The organism is Spirosoma soli (assembly GCF_042684525.1).
GTDB classification, from domain to species: domain Bacteria; phylum Bacteroidota; class Bacteroidia; order Cytophagales; family Spirosomataceae; genus Spirosoma; species Spirosoma soli.
The window spans coordinates 24,529-40,529 of the sequence record NZ_JBHULN010000008.1; the positions used below are offsets into that span (position 1 = coordinate 24,529).

Here is a 16,001-nt window from a genome sequence, read left to right on the forward strand (position 1 = left end):
GTCTGATCACCCCCACAGCCCCTTCACCGCTTGAGTACCTTCACGGTCCGCTGCTGGCTCGGGGTGCTCACCTGGATGAGGTAGCGGCCCGCAGACTGTCCTAGCCGGACTGGCTGAGGCTGATCAGATTCCTCACCTCCAACCCGGCGCTCACTCATCAGCCGCCCCCGTTCATCGACTACCCGCAGGCTTAGGGCTTGACCACCCGCTCCCTTCACCAGCACCTCCACCACATCGCCCGGCGTGGGGTTGCCCAGGACGAGCACCTCCAGTGGGGCGACAGCTTCGACACCCTGCCGGGCACTACCCCCGCTACAGCCCGCCAGCCAATTGTAGACAAAGGAGGCCTCGCCCGCACTCCCGTTTTGCGTAGCCCTGAGCAAGACTGCCGGGTTGTCGGTGTACAGATTCAGCGTGTAAGGACCCGGCTGGCTGGTAGCCGCCAATTCATTGACCACCCTAAAGCTGATCGGCGGGCCTGTCACCCCGGCATACTGGGGCTGGAACGTCACGGCTCGTAAACCGGCATTGACCACCACGCAGCTCAGTGTCTGTACCCCTGTGATGGTGAAAGACCCCGGCTCACCCACCGGGGGGGTGACCGTCTGCGAACTGGCCGCACTCACCGTCAAGCCAAAGCTTACCGTCAGGCTTAACCCGCCCGGATCGGTCGCTCTCACCACCACTGTCGACACCCCCGTTACCGAAGGCGTACCACTGATGGTGCTGCCCACCAGAGCCAACCCTGCCGGTAAGCCACTCGCACTCAGCGTCAGGCTCTGGGGCGTCTCCTGGTCCAGAAACACGTTGGCCAGACTCAACACGTACGACTGACCAACCACCGCCGTCTGGCTGCCCACCGCACTGTTGAGCCGCGGGGCGGTGTTGTCCTGGCCCTGACTAGCGCACCCCGCCAGCCAGTCATAGACAAAGCTGGCCTCCCCCACACTGCCCGTCTGACGAGCCCTGAGGGTGATGCGGGGGTTGTCCCGGTACAAGGTCAGACTGTAGGGAGCAGGCTCGTTGGTGGCCGCCAGCTCGTTGACCACCTCGAAGGCGATGGCCTGCCCGTTGAGGCCTACATACTGGGGCGCAAAGTTGATGTTGATCCGGTCGGCGATGGGTGTGCAGCTGAGCATGCTCACCCCCGTGATGGCAAAGGGCTGGCTGGGAGCCGGGGGCACACTCAGACCAGGGGCGATGCTGAAGAGCACGCTCGTGCTCACGGCTAAGCCTCCCGGATCGGTGGCCGTTAGGGTGGCCGTGAAGGGCGACCCAACGGTAGTGGAGGGCACCCCCGACAGGGTGTAGCCTGTCAGGCTCAGGCCGGGCGGCAGGCCCCGCGCACTCACCTGTAGGCTACCCGGGGTCTGGGCATCGGTGAAAGTGCCCTCGGGGATGACGTAGCTGTAGCCTACCCCCACCGTGGCCGACTGGGGCGGCACAGGCAGCACCACCGTTGGGGCGGTGTTCGCTGATTCCGAAGCCTGGCAGGCCGCCAGCCAGTCGTAGACAAAGTTGGCTTCCTGGGGTGTGCCCTGCTGGGTGGCCTTCAGGGTGATGCGGGGGTTATCGGTGTAGAGCCGGATGGTGAAGGGGCCGGGCTCGGTGGTGGGCAGCAGTTCGTTGGCCACCGAGAAGCTGATAGGCTGACCGGTGAGGCCGCTGTAGCGGGGGGTGAAGCTGATGCTGAAGCGGTTGGGCAGCACGGGGGTGCAGTTGAGGGTGGTCACGGCGGTGATGGCGAAGGGCCCCGTCTCGACCACGGGGCTGCTCACCGAGAGGCTGAAGGCCGTTGAGGTGAGTGAGTTACAGCTCCCCGTGATGACCACCGAGTAGGTGCCCGCATCGGATAGCTGGACGTTAGCCAGGGTGAGGCTGGCCGAGGTCTGCCCACTCAGGGGATTGTTCAGGTTATCCTTGTACCACTGGTAGCTGGTAGGATTGCCGCTGACGGTGACGCCGGTGCTCACCGTCGCCCCCACCGTGACGCTAGTAGCCGACAAGGGCTGCTGAGTGAAGGCGATGGTCTGGTCGGGGGCCTGCTCGACTCTCGCGCTGGTGGTGGCTGTGCAACCGCTGGCGTTGGTGATGGTCACCGAGTAAGTGCCCGCGACGCTCACCGAGATGACCGGCGTGGTCTCGGTCGTGCTCCAGCGCACATCCCCCGTCCCCAATGCCGTCAGACTCACCGTTGGGCTGGCGCAACTCAGCGTCGCCGATACAGGACTGATGCTCACCTGGGCCGCGGCCGTGCTGCTCTCGACGGTGGTGCTGGTGGCACTCACACAGCCGGTAGCATTAGCCACAGTCACCGAATAGGTCCCCGAGGTAGTCACCACGGCTTGGTTGGTAGCACCAATCTGACTAGCTCCCGCACTAAAACTGTAGGAGGTGCCGCCACTGGCCGTCAGGGTGACCGAGGTTTGGTTGCAGGTCAGGGGGCCGTTGTTGGTCAGCTCCGCCACGGGCAAGGCATCGACCGTTACCGTGGTGGTAGCTGTGGCCACCTGCCCTCCGCTGGTGACAGTGAGCGTAAAGGTTTGTAGCCCGCTACCAATGGCCGTTAGCTGGGTACTGAAGGCCGTAGCCGAACTGGGGCCAGCACTGCCAACCGGAGGTCCACCATTGGAAATGGACCAGCCGTAGTCGCCGGTGACGTTGCCAATAGTAGCGGTGAAGGTGATGGGACTACCTGCACATACGGGGTTGGGATTGGCGGCAAAGCCCGTGATGGTGGGTTGATTTACCACTGGTGCCGTCACTGTCAAGCTGTAGACCCCGCCCGTCCCCACGCAGCCACTGGCATCCGTTGCCCGCACCGTGAGCGTATAGCTACCCTCCTGACTCGGCGTGCCACTCAGCACACCGGTTGTAGCCAGGCTCAGGCCGGGCGGCAAGCTACCACTGGCCAGCGAGAAGCTGTAAGGTTGCGTACCGCCCGCAGCTGTGAATGTCTGGTTGAAAGCCACTCCCTGCGTCGCGGTGGTGACGGTCGGATTGGTGACAGTGAGTGACGTAGTACCCTGGAATTCATAGGCGCCCATATCCACGATTCCGGCCGGCGCTCCAGCGTTGTTGAACCGGCGGGGGTTATTGTCTACATCGGTGGTGATGCCGTTGAGGCCGGTGGCCGAGTTTAAGCCCGCGTCGATGCCGGGCGAGCAGGGGAGCAGCCGCAGATTCGTGGCCGACACAAAGGGCGAGCTGGTCGTGGTCAGGTTATTCGGACCGCTGGTGTAGCCCGTGATGGCCTGATCCAGTAAGCTGTACTGGGCCGTTACACTAAGTGACGTACTGGGGTCCTGCCGAAAGGTATTCGCTCCTCCGGTATTCCACAGAACACAGTTAGTCAGTTGGATGTCGATAGCCGGATCGACCTGACTTCTTCGGTTTTCGGCTATACCATCAGGTACATTCAGAAACGAACAGTTTGTAAATTGGGTCTGTATCGATCCTCTAATTGTAAAATTTATCAATTGAGGGGCACTGTTGTTAGCAAATATACAGTTGGTAAACTGCAGACTTATCTTGGTGGCGGAGGAAGACTCAGGGCGGCTCGAGGTAACGTTTAAAATCGAGGCTCCATTACCGGGATTCCCCTGATTGGCCCGAAATACACAGTTAACGAAGCTGGGACTGGCTATACTCCCTTCAATGGCAACATTATTAACAAACAGACCACTACTACTTACAAAATCTTGACCTGTTACATACCCGGTAAACAGGAGATTGCGAAACTGGGGACTACACTCGCTGCCAAACCCAGATCTGGGGTCGGTGCTGCTATTGTTCATGATAGCCGCCGTCTGGGTACCCGAGAGTGGATCGGTAATTACGGCCCCATCCAGAATAGCGGTGCTGGTCAGGCGCAGCGTGTTGTAAATAATGTAGCGCGAGTTGCCCAGTACCGTATTGTCGTTGTTAATGTCCGCTGACAGAGTAGTTGAGGAGGGGTTCTCCGGGGTGATCGGAGGTCGTTGGGTCAAGTCTGTTTCACCGCCGTTGAAGCCGCCATAGATGGCCACATTGGGCAGCATGGCAAAGGCGTCTCCCACTGCGCCGGATCGTGGTTTGTACACCCCACGGGCAATCCAGATCTCGGTGAGGTTCTGTCGGCAACTGAACGTAAGGGCCGATTGCAGGTCGGTGAAGGCATCCTGCCAGGTCAGGCCGGTATTAGCGCCCGTGGCATCGTCGTTCACATAGAGCCGGGTAGGAGCGGCTCCATTCACCGTGACACTGGTGGTGGCCGTGGTTAGTTGCCCCCCGCTGCTCACCGTCAGGGTGAAGGGTTGGGGTCCGGTGCCGCTGGCCGTCAGGGTCTGGCTGAGGGCGGTAGTGCTGCTGGTAGTAGCAATAGACGTACCTGCCCCGTTGGTGAGCGTAAAGCTATACGGCGTGACGACGTTGCCCAGGGTAGCGGTAAACGTTACCGGGCTACCCGCACAAACGGGGTTGGGGCTGGCCCCAAAGCTGGTGATAGTGGGCCCGGCACAATTGGCCTCGACCTCGGCCCGGGTATCGCACCCCGGTGCATTATTGCGGATGGTGATGGCGCCGGTTATGCTGGGCAGCAGCCGGCAAATAGGCTCAGTTGAGCAGGTACTGAGTTGCGCGTTATCAACGATAAACACATCACTTGCCACGCTGGTAAGTGCGTCAAACCCGCTCAGGCTGGGCAGTACGTCGTTTGAGAAGATGAACAGATCCTCCCCCACCTGTCGGAGTGCACTCAGTCCTCTCACGCTCGTGAGCGAGGGGTTATTTGCGATAGCCAGCTCTCCCCCCACGCCGGTGAGCGATTCGAGTCCGCTCAGGTCCGCCAGGGCACTGTTCCCCTGGATTCGAATATTCCCCCTCACCTGCCTGATTCCGCTCAGGCTACTCACACTCGTCAGCAAAAGGTTTTCGAGGATAAATAGACCGCCCTCTACGCTGGTAAGTGATTGAAGCCCGCTCAGATTGGGCAGGGCATTGTTGATGGATATGTCGAGCACCCCCACCTGTTGAAGTGCGCTCAGGCTACTCACAGTCGTCAGCGATTCGTTCTCGTAGATAGTCAGAAGATCCCTTACGCTGGTAAGGGACTCGAGTCCGCTCAGGTTTGGCAGGGCATTGTTCGAGATAATTTCAAGATTACCCCCTACCTGTCGGAGTGCATTCAGTCCACTCATGCTCGTCAGCAAGGAGTTATTGTTAACAATAAGATTGGCCCCCACGCTGGTGAGTGATGCCAACGGACTCAGATCAGTAATGTCAATTCCTGAAATGGTTAAGGAGCCCGGTACGGTAGAGCAGCCCGGCGGGAAGGCGTTGACCTCTGCCTGAGTGCTTAGCCTTACATCACCCGTGGGGCATTGCACCACCGGAGGGTTCACCCTCAGCGGATAGGTGGTTCCTGATCCCTCACAAACTAAACTGGCATCGGTCGCTCGCACTGCGATGGGAAAGTTGCCCGTCTGAGTCGGCGTGCCACTGAGTATGCCCGATTCACTCAGGCTCAGGCCAGTGGGCAGTCTAGAGTCACCACCCTCCACCCTGAACCTGTAGGGCGTTGCCCCACCCGATGCGGTAAACGTCTGGCTGAAGGGCTGGCCCTCGGTAGCATCACTAACGGTTGGATTGGTCACCGTCACCGCGTTCACCGTGACACTAGTGGTCACCGAAGTGGCCGAACCGCCCGGGCTGCTCACTGTCAGGGTGAAGGGTTGGGGCCCTGAGCCGCTGGCCGTCAGCGTCTGGCTCAGGGCGGTGTTGCTGCTGTTGGTGGCAATAGACGTACTCGCCCCATTGGTGATCGTGAAGCTGTAGGGGGTGACGACATTGCTCACCGTAGCGGTAAACGTGACAGGGCTACCCGCACACACGGGGTTGGGGCTGGCGGCAAAGTCCGTAATGGTAAGCCCTCTACAGTTGGCCTCGACCTCGGCCCGGGTAGCGCACCCCGGTGCGTTGTTGCGGATGGTGATGGTGCCGGTTATAGTAGGCAGCAGCCGACAAATGGGCGGGGTAGCGCAAAGACTGAGTTGTGCGTTATCCTGAATGGTCAGAAGGTTCTGCACGCTGGTGAGTGACTGAAGCCCGCTCAGATTGGGTAGAACAGCGTTATTTTGAATTCTTAAACTAGCCCCCACCTGTCGGAGGGCGCTCAGGCTGCTTATACTCGTCAGGGCTGCGTTATCCTGAATGGTCAGAAGGTTCTGCACGCTGGTGAGTGACTGAAGCCCGCTCAGATTGGGTAGAACAGCGTTATTTTGAATTGTTAAACTAGCCCCCACCTGTCGGAGGGCGCTCAGGCTGCTTATACTCGTCAGGGCTGCGTTATCCCGAATGGTCAGAAGGCCCTCCACGCTGGTGAGTGACTGAAGCCCGCTCAGATTGGGTAGAACAGCGTTATTTTGAATTATTAAACTAGTCCCCACCTGTCGGAGGGCGCTCAACCCACTTACACTCGTTAAGGATGTATTATTCAGGATTCGTAGCTGTCCCTCCACGCTGGTGAGCGCTGACAACGAATTTAGATTGGTAATATCAGCCCCTGAAATGGTTAAGGTGCCGGGTAAGTTAGGGCAGCCCGCCGGGAAGGCGTTGACCTCGGCCTGTGTGGATAAGGTCACACCACCCGTGGGGCATTGGGCCTGGGCCGTCAGCCCAACGCAGAGCAGGCACAGCACCAGCAAAAGAAGACGAAGGAGGTAGTGGTTTTTCATACAAGAAACAGGAATGACGATGGGCTGATGAATAGCCGTAATTGCCCTCGCAAGTACTGCTAAGGCCCACCAAATCATTGACGCTCTCGTCGCATTCTTTATCGCTGGCGTTGCATGAGCTTAAAAAAAGCTCGAAGACCGGGCTTTTGGTGCAAGTAATCGCTATTGCCTACTGGTCAGGATAGACCACGTTCATTGGTAGCGGAGGCCCTTCCATACTGAGAAGGCAATACGCCATACCGCTCCTGAAACACTTTGCCGAAATACGACAGGCTGTCGAAGCCGACGGCGTAGGCTACCTGCGAAACGGTGTCTTCACCCTTCGCCAGGAGGTCAGCCGCCTGGGTCAGCCGAATGTCGCGGATGAAGTTAGTGGCCGTGGTGTTGGCCACGGCCCGCAGTTTGCGGTGAAGCTGCGCCCGGCTCATGTTCACGGCTCCGGCCAGGGCTTCGACCGTGAACTCGGCATTGTCGAGGTGCTGCATGACCACCGCCCGGAGCCGGTCGAGAAATTTCTGCTCGGCAGCCAGCAGGGTGGGTTTGACTGGCTCAACCACGCTGGCTACCGGCAAAGATGCTGTGGACTCTGGTAGCAGACTGGTGGCAAAGCGTTGGTAGAGCCGTTGGCGTTGGCTAACCAGATTCCGCACCCGTGCCTGAATTTCGGCTCGGTTGAAAGGTTTGGTGAGGTAGTCGTCGGCCCCCAGTTCAAAGCCCTCGATGCGGTCTTCGAGGGTGGCTTTGGCCGTGAGCATCACCACCGGAATGTGGCTGGTGGCTTCCCCTGTTTTCAGAGCGCGGCAAAAGCCGAAGCCATCGAGCCGGGGCATCATCAGATCGCAGATCACCACGTCGGGCAAACTGGCGGTAGCCTTTTCCAGGCCATCCTGCCCATCTACGGCCTCGATAATCTGGTAGTCGGCGGCAAAAACCGAGCGAACATAGGCCCGGATGTCGTCGTTATCGTCGATAATAAGGAGGACATTTTCGGAGTGGGTTGGTGGAACCTCTGTCTCCATTGTGCTGGCCTGGCTGGGTAACGGCAAATCCGGGAGGGGCGTCTGGTGAAGCAGCGAGCGATCCCGGCTAATGAGCGTGGTCCGTACCCCCGGCTCGCCCACCTCACGCAAGGGCAGGGTCACCACAAACGTAGTGCCAACGCCCTCCGTGCTGACCACGTCGATGGTACCACCCAGCACCTTCACTAGTTCGTGAACCAGGGCCAGCCCAATGCCGGTGCCTTCGTAGGGGCGCGGTCGGTATGCCGCATCACCGCCATCGCGGTTGGTCTGCCCCTCTACTTGGTAAAACCGCTCGAAAATATGGGGCAGGTATTGGGGTGCAATGCCGATTCCTGTATCCTCAATAGTACACTGCAACACGCCCGACTGGCCCAGGCGGGGGTAACGGACCGTCATCCTGACCTCGTTGCCCGAAGGCGTGAACTTGAATGCATTCGACAGCAGATTCGACACGATCTTCTCCAGTTTGTCGCGGTCAAAATTGGCCTGCCGTTCGGTTTCATCCTGGGTAAATACAAACTGAATGTTCCGACTTTCAGCCAGGGACGTAAACGAACTGGCTAAAGTACGGAAGAAACCCGCCAGGTCGCCTGGTTCGGGTTCGGGCCGGAGTTGACCGGCTTCCAGCTTGCTCAGGTCGAGGAGCTGGTTGATCAGGCTCAGCAACCGCTGGGCGTTACGCTGAATAAGGGGAAAACTGGGATCATGCGCGTAGTTCTGAACGGCCTGTTCGATAGGCCCCAGAATGAGCGTCAGGGGCGTGCGAAACTCGTGGGAAATATTGGCAAAAAACTGGGTTTTGAGCGCGTCGAGCTCGGCCAGCCGACTGGCTTCTTTCTGTTCAAAATCGACTTGCTGCTGGAGCAGCCAGCGTTGTTTCTGAAACCGGTACAACTGCCAACCAATAAAGGCCAACACCAGGGCATAAAACAGATAAGCCCACCAGGTACGGTAAAACGGTGGGTTGATCCGAATGGCGAGGTCAACGGGTTTGCTCCAGACCTCGCCATCGGCCGAACCCATCACCTGCAGCGTATAGCTACCCGAGGGCAGTTGCGCGTAGTTGGCAAAGCGGTTGGTACCGGCCTCCACCCAGTTCCGGTCGATGCCATCGAGCCGATACCGATACCGGTTGTTAGGCGCATTGGTGTAGTCCATCAGGGCAAACTCCAGCGTCAATCCATTCTGGTTGTGCGCCACGTTGAGTTCCTGAGCATAGTCGATGCTAGTGGACAGAATGCCATCGGCCCCACCCACAACGACCCGCTCGTTGTTCACTTTCAGATCAACAATATGAACCGGCGGGGCCGGGCCATTTTTGCTCGTTACCCCCTCCCCCCGAAAAATGTTCAGGCCGTTCACACCGCCAAACAGCAGTTCGCCCGAAGCCGTTTTAAAGTACGAGCCGGTGTTGAACTCATCGTCCTGAAGACCGTCGGCTTTGGTGTAGTGGCGAAACTTGAGGGTTTTCAGATTGAACTGAGCCAGTCCCCGGTTGGTGCTTATCCACAGGTTTTTAAACTCATCGACCAGCATGCCATACACCACTTTATTGGGTAGCCCCTGCGCTTCGGTGAAGTGGGTAAACGGCCCTGGTCGGAGGGTTCGGTCCGACGTACTGGCATCCCCGTCGGTACGGGCTTGCTTGTCGAGCCGTTCCAGTCCCCCGCCTTTGGTGCTCACCCACAGGTAGCGGTTGGGTTCATAGGGGTCGTCGAGCACGCACGACACAAAATTGTTGCTCAGGCTATTGCGATCCGTTTTTGAGTTCTTATAAAGGGTGAAAACGGGTTTTGAAAGCGGATGTTCGGCGCGAATCAACCCTTTTTGGGTGCCAATCCAGAGTGTACCAGCCTGATCGAAATAGAGGGCATAGGTCTCCGTTTCGGCTCCGCTTCGGGGCAGTAACGCACCATAGCTGATCGTCTGAAAGGCTCCAGTCAGCGGGTTGAACCGGAGCAGATTACCGTTGGTGGCTCCAATCCAGAGCATTCCCTGCCGGTCTTCGATGATCTGGTTGCCATAATACCCAAAACCGGTGTTGGGGGGTAAAGGGTATTTTTTGCCTGGTTTCCAGTCGGTCGAATAGGCCATCAAATAGTACTCCCGCGTTACCTGATCGTGGTAGGCCACCCAGAAATTACCCCGCCGATCCTGCATCAGGTAGCGGTGCTGTTGTTCGGGTCTCAACTGGCGGAAAGCTGGTATAGGCACTGCCCGGTTGGTTGCTCGGTCGAGTTGCACATACTGCACCGGTTTCAGGGCGTAAATCCGTTGCTGCCGGTCCTGATACAAATAGTTGAGTGATGTGTTTGGCAGAAAGGCTTGGAATTGGTTGATCCGCGGATTGAACTTACGCAATCCATAGCCGGCACTACCCACCCAGAGATTACCAGTCTGATCTTTCATCAGTGCCTTCAGACTGAACAGATTAGGAGGCATCACCGTTGTGGCGTTCCGGTCGGTCAGGCTATCCTGCGCCATCAGATCGGCGGGCGACATGACCCAGAGGTGGTCGATGGTCGCCACCGCCACTGTATTCGCCCCTACAAACCGAACTACCACGCTATGGTACCATTTAGGCAGGGCAATGGTTTTATAGACACCCCGGTACCAGCCGTGAACCGAGTCGCCCGTTACCGAAAACCAGTAGTCTCCCTGGCTGTCATCGTCAACTATGATCCACTTCGCCGGATCTACCGCCGGACGATTCACGGGCCTGATGGTGGTGGCCAGCCGCCAGTTGAGGGCATACATGCCATAGGTTGTCCCCACGATTGCCCGGCCATCCCGCTCGAAATGGAAGTGGTGTGCCATACCGTTAGCTTTCATGCCTTGCAGTGGTAACTGGCTAAATCTGACCTGATCGGTGAAGTCAGACTGGGTCGGGAAACCCATTTTAATCGCGTCGGGCAGGGTAATTTTAATCAGCTTATCCTGGTCGGTGTTCACCCAGATGTTGCCGTCGGGGTCTTCGGCCAGATAACGAACTTCGTAATTGCCTGCATTGGGCGCGTCGCGGTCGCTGATGTCGATGTGGTAAAAGCGTTGCGTTTTGGCATCGAACAGGTTGAGTCCCTGCGTGAGCGTACCGACCCAGAGTCGCCCGCTATGATCCACCAGCAGGGCCGAGCAGGTGTTGTCGGACAGGCTGTATTCGTTGTAGGGATCGTGGGTAAAAACGGTGAAATTATGCCCGTCGTAGCGGTTCAGCCCGTCTTTTGTCGCCACCCACATAAACCCCTTGCGATCCTGTTTGAGATCGAAAATCATCCCCTGCGACAACCCCTCTGAAATCGTCAATTCCTGCCAGCCTTTTCCAGTCTGTCGGGTAGACTGGGCAAAAATCCAGTACGGAAAGAAAACCAGTAAGTAAAGAAAGCGCATTGTCGGTGGAATTGGTCCACAAAATACGCAAAATTGGACTTCCTAGATTGACTACGCCATTTGTTGTCAATCTTTTACCAAAGAAGGTCTGGTGTTGCTCCCATTGTTTGCGGTCGGTACTCTTTGAGTCGGGCGTTATAGCGGGCGGAAGGTCATTCATGGAAGAAGAAGCATCTTGCTTCTCTTCAAAACTACGAACTGGGCGCGCAAACCGATATGTATAGCTATTTTGTTGAGTTAATTAAGCAGCGGTTTCCTTGAGCGGCAATCTGTCATCTTGCTATCTCATGAAATGCTCCTTCTGGCAAGATTGAATAAGGAATTAGATAAATTGTAATTGCCGTTTGGACCCACCAAGCGGCCCTGCAATAATTTCCGCCCTTCATTAACCCATTACCCTGAACTTAACCTAAGTGACGAATCTGATGGTCCGCCAGCGACCGTCCGCGGCTGCGGTCCGCTTTTTTAGACTTACTCCTACTGCCCCTCCAGCGTCGCTGCGCTTGGCGTCTGTATAGGAGCGGGCATATCCGTAATTTTATCCGTTTGGGTCACAAAATGCGTAACCAGGGGCGGGTTCGGACCCAGGTGAAACTGCTTAACCATGCGCTCAACAACGAGGTCTTCCTGCGTGAACCGCTGGTGCTGACGCAGGTGTTCTCCCCACGAAGCTACGGTGTAAAACTCTACCTGACGCTCAGGTCGGGCAATGTCCGTAAACACACCCACCCGTAAGGCCCCATCGCGCATTCGAATTCGTTTTAAGCCTTCAGCAGCTCTCAAGAAGTCAGGTAGCCTGACAGGATCAATGCGATATTCAATCATCACCACCACCGGCCCATCGTCGGGGTCAACATCCGTATGATTTTCGGGTTCGGCCCAGGTACCCGCCGGGGCTAAGTTCAACTTATCGGCTTGAATAACGGGTAAGGGAATTGCCAGTAATGTGCTGACTAGCAACCAACCAGCAGCGGCCAGCAAGGCCGTTTCCAGGCCAAAGCGACTCGCTACGCTACCCCATATCAGGCTACCAAACGCCATCCCGCCCTGAAACACCAGCAGGTAAATGCTCAACACCCGGGCCTGCACCCACTTGGGTAGGTTCAGCTGCACCGCTACATTGAAACTAGTTAGGGTTAAGAGCCATGAGATCCCCGCTACGTACATCATCGGGTAGAGATAACTGACTGATGGTGCCGTACCCAGCGCTACCGTCGCGATGGCAAACCCGATGAGTCCTAAAATAATCCGGCGATTGGTGGGCAGTACCTGACGAATGTAATCCATGAGTAAGGCTCCTGTCACGGCCCCGGCGCCAAGGCAGGATAGCATGGCTCCGTACGTGCCGGAGCTCAGGTGTAACTTACGGGCAATCACTAACGATAATAACGCCCATAAGGCACTGGCCCCGAACGTAAACGCCGATGCCCGAATCAGAATGGCATGGATCGACGGTGAGAATTGAACGTATCGAATACCCGCTCGTAGTGCACTCACGAAGTGCTCGCTTGGCAGGTTTGAAACCACGTTGGTTCGTTTCCATTGATAAAGCACCCAACAGGTGCCCAGAAATGACAGGCTGTTCAACAGAAAGACGTAACCCGGCGAATAGTAAGCAATGATGAGGCCACCCAGGGCCGGCCCGACCGCCCGGGCGGCATTGATGCTCACGCCGTTGAGCGTCAGAGCGGCTGGCAACAAGTGTCGCGGAACGAGCTCGGAGGCCACAGTCTGCCAGGCCGGGGCATTAAAAGCGGCCCCTACCCCCAACAGGAACGTCAGCAACAGCACCGACCAACTCGTTGAGAAGCCCAGCAGGGTTGTAACGGCAAGCGTCAAAGCCGCTGCTGCCATGAACAACTGAGTTACCAGCAACAATTTTCTTCGATCAACTAAGTCAGCAATAACCCCAGCGGGTACACTAAGCAGAAAAACGGGTAAGCTGGTCGCCGTTTGCATCAACGACACCAGTACCGATGACTCTGACAAGGTCGTGATCAGCCACACGCCAGCCGTATTCTGCATCCAGGTCCCAATGTTCGACACAAAGGCGGCTATCCAGACCGCCCGAAACATGCTAACCTGAAAGGCTTCCCAGATGGTCGGTGGTCTGTCGACGGGTACGTTCGTATTTACAGCTTGCATAAAAGAAGCGAAGATCATTGGTAAATGTCTTCTGCTGATAACTCCCGGAAAGCGTTGAACGTTTGAACTTAACCTGGTGTAAATTAAAACTGGCCTGCCTCTCCCCGTAGAATAGTATCGTATAGTCTGTCTGGCTTCTTCAGGAACTGCCATGGGGTTAGTTACTGAATTTACGATCATGTTTTGCGCACTGAACATATTCTACTTTTAAAACCTCATCTGCTTTCAACGGGTTTCCAGAGGATAATTCGCAAGAAACGAAGCCGGTATGAAGACGGTTAGATCGTATGCGCCAGGGGGCAAAGGAGATCAAGCAGGAAACAGTACGACTGACAGACAGTCCATTCTCCGTCAGGAAGGCACTCCTGAACCTGGACTTGGCAGTATACGACGCCAGGGATCAGCATTATGTGAATTCCAATTCTTCGATAACGTTAATTATTGAGCGATACACCCCGGCTCACGAACATTAGCGCCGGTTCGTTTCTGAAGGTCATCGCCCAAATCGGCGCGGGCTTCTAGGGCAATCTTTTCCAGCTTACTCACAACCTCCGGATGCTGCTCCCGAACGTCATATCGCTCACCGGGGTCGCGACGCAGGTCGTATAGAGCGCCCCCAAATTGGTGGGTTTCGGTAGTAGGCCCTGGTTTGCCACCCTGCCCCGGCAGGTAGCCTTCATACGTCCGGCCAGGATGCGCGAACACCAGTTTCCAGTCGCCCTGCCGCACGGCTTCCAGGCTGTTCCTGCGGTAGTAATAGTAAAACGTATCGCGGGGCGTCACTGAATCATCCCCTTTCGGCAAAGCCACCCAGTCGACGCCATCAATGCGTTGTTTGGGTAACCGGGCTCCGCATACTTTGGCAACGGTTGGCAGAATATCCAGCGCCGTCAGCCGTCTCTTGCTTCGCACGCCAGAATCACCGTCAATCGTAGTCCCATTTACTCACCCAACTGTCTTTCGTCTGAACCTGAAACGAGCGTAACTTCTGCTTCATTCGCTCCAGCATGGCTCTGTATGTAGGGGAATCGGCCAGATTACGGCTTTCGTCGGGATCATTTTCCAGATCGTACAGTTCAAATTGTGGCCGGTGCAGGCAGGCAGCTACGGTTCGTTTGCCGTATTGCTTTATCCCGCTCTGCTCCGTGTATTGCCAGGTAAGTGACTTCTTGAGGTCAAGCGCCATGGGAAAAGGCAACTGGTAAGCGATGTTATAAATTAGCTTAAACCGCCTTTCCCGCAAGACGCGCATGGGATAATACATCGTCACCTCATGCAAGGTGTGGGAGCCATACACCTCATCCCACCCTGTTACGGCGTCCTGTTCGAGCATGTTTTTGAACGAACGACCCTGTCGATTGACATTGGGCTCAGCAACCCCCGCATAGTCCAGTAACGTAGGAGTAATATCTACCCACGAGATCATGGCCTGCTGCACATAACCGGGTTTTGCTGGCTTCGGCGGCTTTACAATACAAGGCAAACGCATACCCGGCTCATAGAGCGTTGTCTTGGCCCCGGCAAAAGCAGCTCCATTGTCAGCCAGATAGATGATCAAGGTGTTGTCGTATTGATTGGTTGCTTTTAAATGGTCGATCAGGCGGCCAACGCCCTGATCGAGCCGACTAATGGACTGATAGTATTGTGCCAGTTCAGCTCGTGTCGCCTTTGTATCGGGGAGAAAAGAGGGCACGATGACGTCTTCTGGCCGATACGTATCAGTGTTAATGCCGGGATAACCCTGCGCGCGATTCCCAAACGAATTCGGTTGATTTGGCGTATCAAAAATAGGCGAGCCGTCCGCAGCAACCGCATTGCTTCGGTGTGGATCGTCGCTGGCTACGTACAAAAAAAATGGCCTCTCGGAAGCTTCCGCCATAAACGGACGGCACAAATCGGCCATCTCAACCGGACTGCGACCAATAGCTGTCGGATCATTGGTTCCACCGGCTTTCAAGACCTGTTGAAAGTGGTAAACTGACTCGGGAGCAACATGAAATTTACCAATGCGAGCCGTTCGGTAGCCTGCCTGTTCGAGCAGCACCGGTAACGAACGTATGGTGTCGAACGAGTGAAAATGGTGCTCGCGGTGCTCAAGCCCATACATGCCGTTTGCGTGATTGTGTAAACCCGTCAGCAGCACCGAACGACTCGGACTGCAACTTGCCGTTGTACAGAAAGCATTGGCGAATCGAGTGCCATCGGCGGCCAACCGATCAATATTTGGCGTCCTGACAACCTTGTTGCCATAACAACCTACGGCCTCGCGTCCGTGATCATCGGCAACGATTAATACGATATTAGGCCGACTCTGAGCAAGTAGTACCCAGGATTGACTAATGGCAAAAATGGTAATCCAAAGACCACGTAGCATAGGGTTATGGTACATAAGAAACCCGTTAACGAGCTTACTAACCAGATGAATGACAGTTGAAGCCAGACCTTGACGCACGATAAACCAGATCTGTTCCCCAGAAGTGGTTTATCAACAGGTCTTGACCAGATTGAGAATCGTTTGGCTGCAAATAAAAGTTTATTGCAATTCAGGCCAAAAGAGTAGGCTGACTAGAAAGAAAAGTTTAATAGAAAGATGCCAAAATACAAAATCTAGTTATTTAATAGTCTATCGAATACATCTGTTTTTAGGGGAAATAGTTTATTATTATTTTGTCAAATGATGCTCTTTAGATTAAAAACTTAAAAAATGTTTGCTTTTTAAAAATCAGCTACATTA

General features: G+C 56.0%; 5 protein-coding genes. All 5 read right to left on the reverse strand.

The window, feature by feature from the left end:
* Positions 1 to 23: 23 nt before the first annotated feature.
* Positions 24 to 6,713, reverse strand: a complete 6,690-nt coding sequence (locus tag ACFSUS_RS14225) for a putative Ig domain-containing protein (protein WP_381523636.1) — start codon at positions 6,711 to 6,713, stop codon at positions 24 to 26.
* A 176-nt stretch (positions 6,714 to 6,889) separates the two neighbouring features.
* Positions 6,890 to 11,122, reverse strand: a complete 4,233-nt coding sequence (locus ACFSUS_RS14230; protein WP_381523638.1) for a hybrid sensor histidine kinase/response regulator transcription factor — start codon at positions 11,120 to 11,122, stop codon at positions 6,890 to 6,892.
* A 477-nt stretch (positions 11,123 to 11,599) separates the two neighbouring features.
* Entirely contained in the window at positions 11,600 to 13,267 is a 1,668-nt protein-coding gene (locus ACFSUS_RS14235; RefSeq protein WP_381523640.1) for an MFS transporter, read from the reverse strand.
* 438 nt (positions 13,268 to 13,705) lie between these two features.
* Complete coding sequence (locus ACFSUS_RS14240) at positions 13,706 to 14,179, reverse strand: alkaline phosphatase family protein (RefSeq protein WP_381523642.1); 474 nt, start codon at positions 14,177 to 14,179, stop codon at positions 13,706 to 13,708.
* A gap of 13 nt (positions 14,180 to 14,192) precedes the next feature.
* Positions 14,193 to 15,641, reverse strand: a complete 1,449-nt coding sequence (locus ACFSUS_RS14245; protein WP_381523644.1) for a sulfatase family protein — start codon at positions 15,639 to 15,641, stop codon at positions 14,193 to 14,195.
* Positions 15,642 to 16,001: the final 360 nt, after the last annotated feature.

Coding starts and splice junctions, on each gene's coding strand:
- ACFSUS_RS14230 (WP_381523638.1), bottom strand. CDS start 11,122: ATGCGCTTTCTTTACTTACTGGTTTTCTTTCCGTACTGGATTTTTGCC.
- ACFSUS_RS14245 (WP_381523644.1), bottom strand. CDS start 15,641: ATGCTACGTGGTCTTTGGATTACCATTTTTGCCATTAGTCAATCCTGG.
- ACFSUS_RS14225 (WP_381523636.1), bottom strand. CDS start 6,713: ATGAAAAACCACTACCTCCTTCGTCTTCTTTTGCTGGTGCTGTGCCTG.
- ACFSUS_RS14235 (WP_381523640.1), bottom strand. CDS start 13,267: ATGCAAGCTGTAAATACGAACGTACCCGTCGACAGACCACCGACCATC.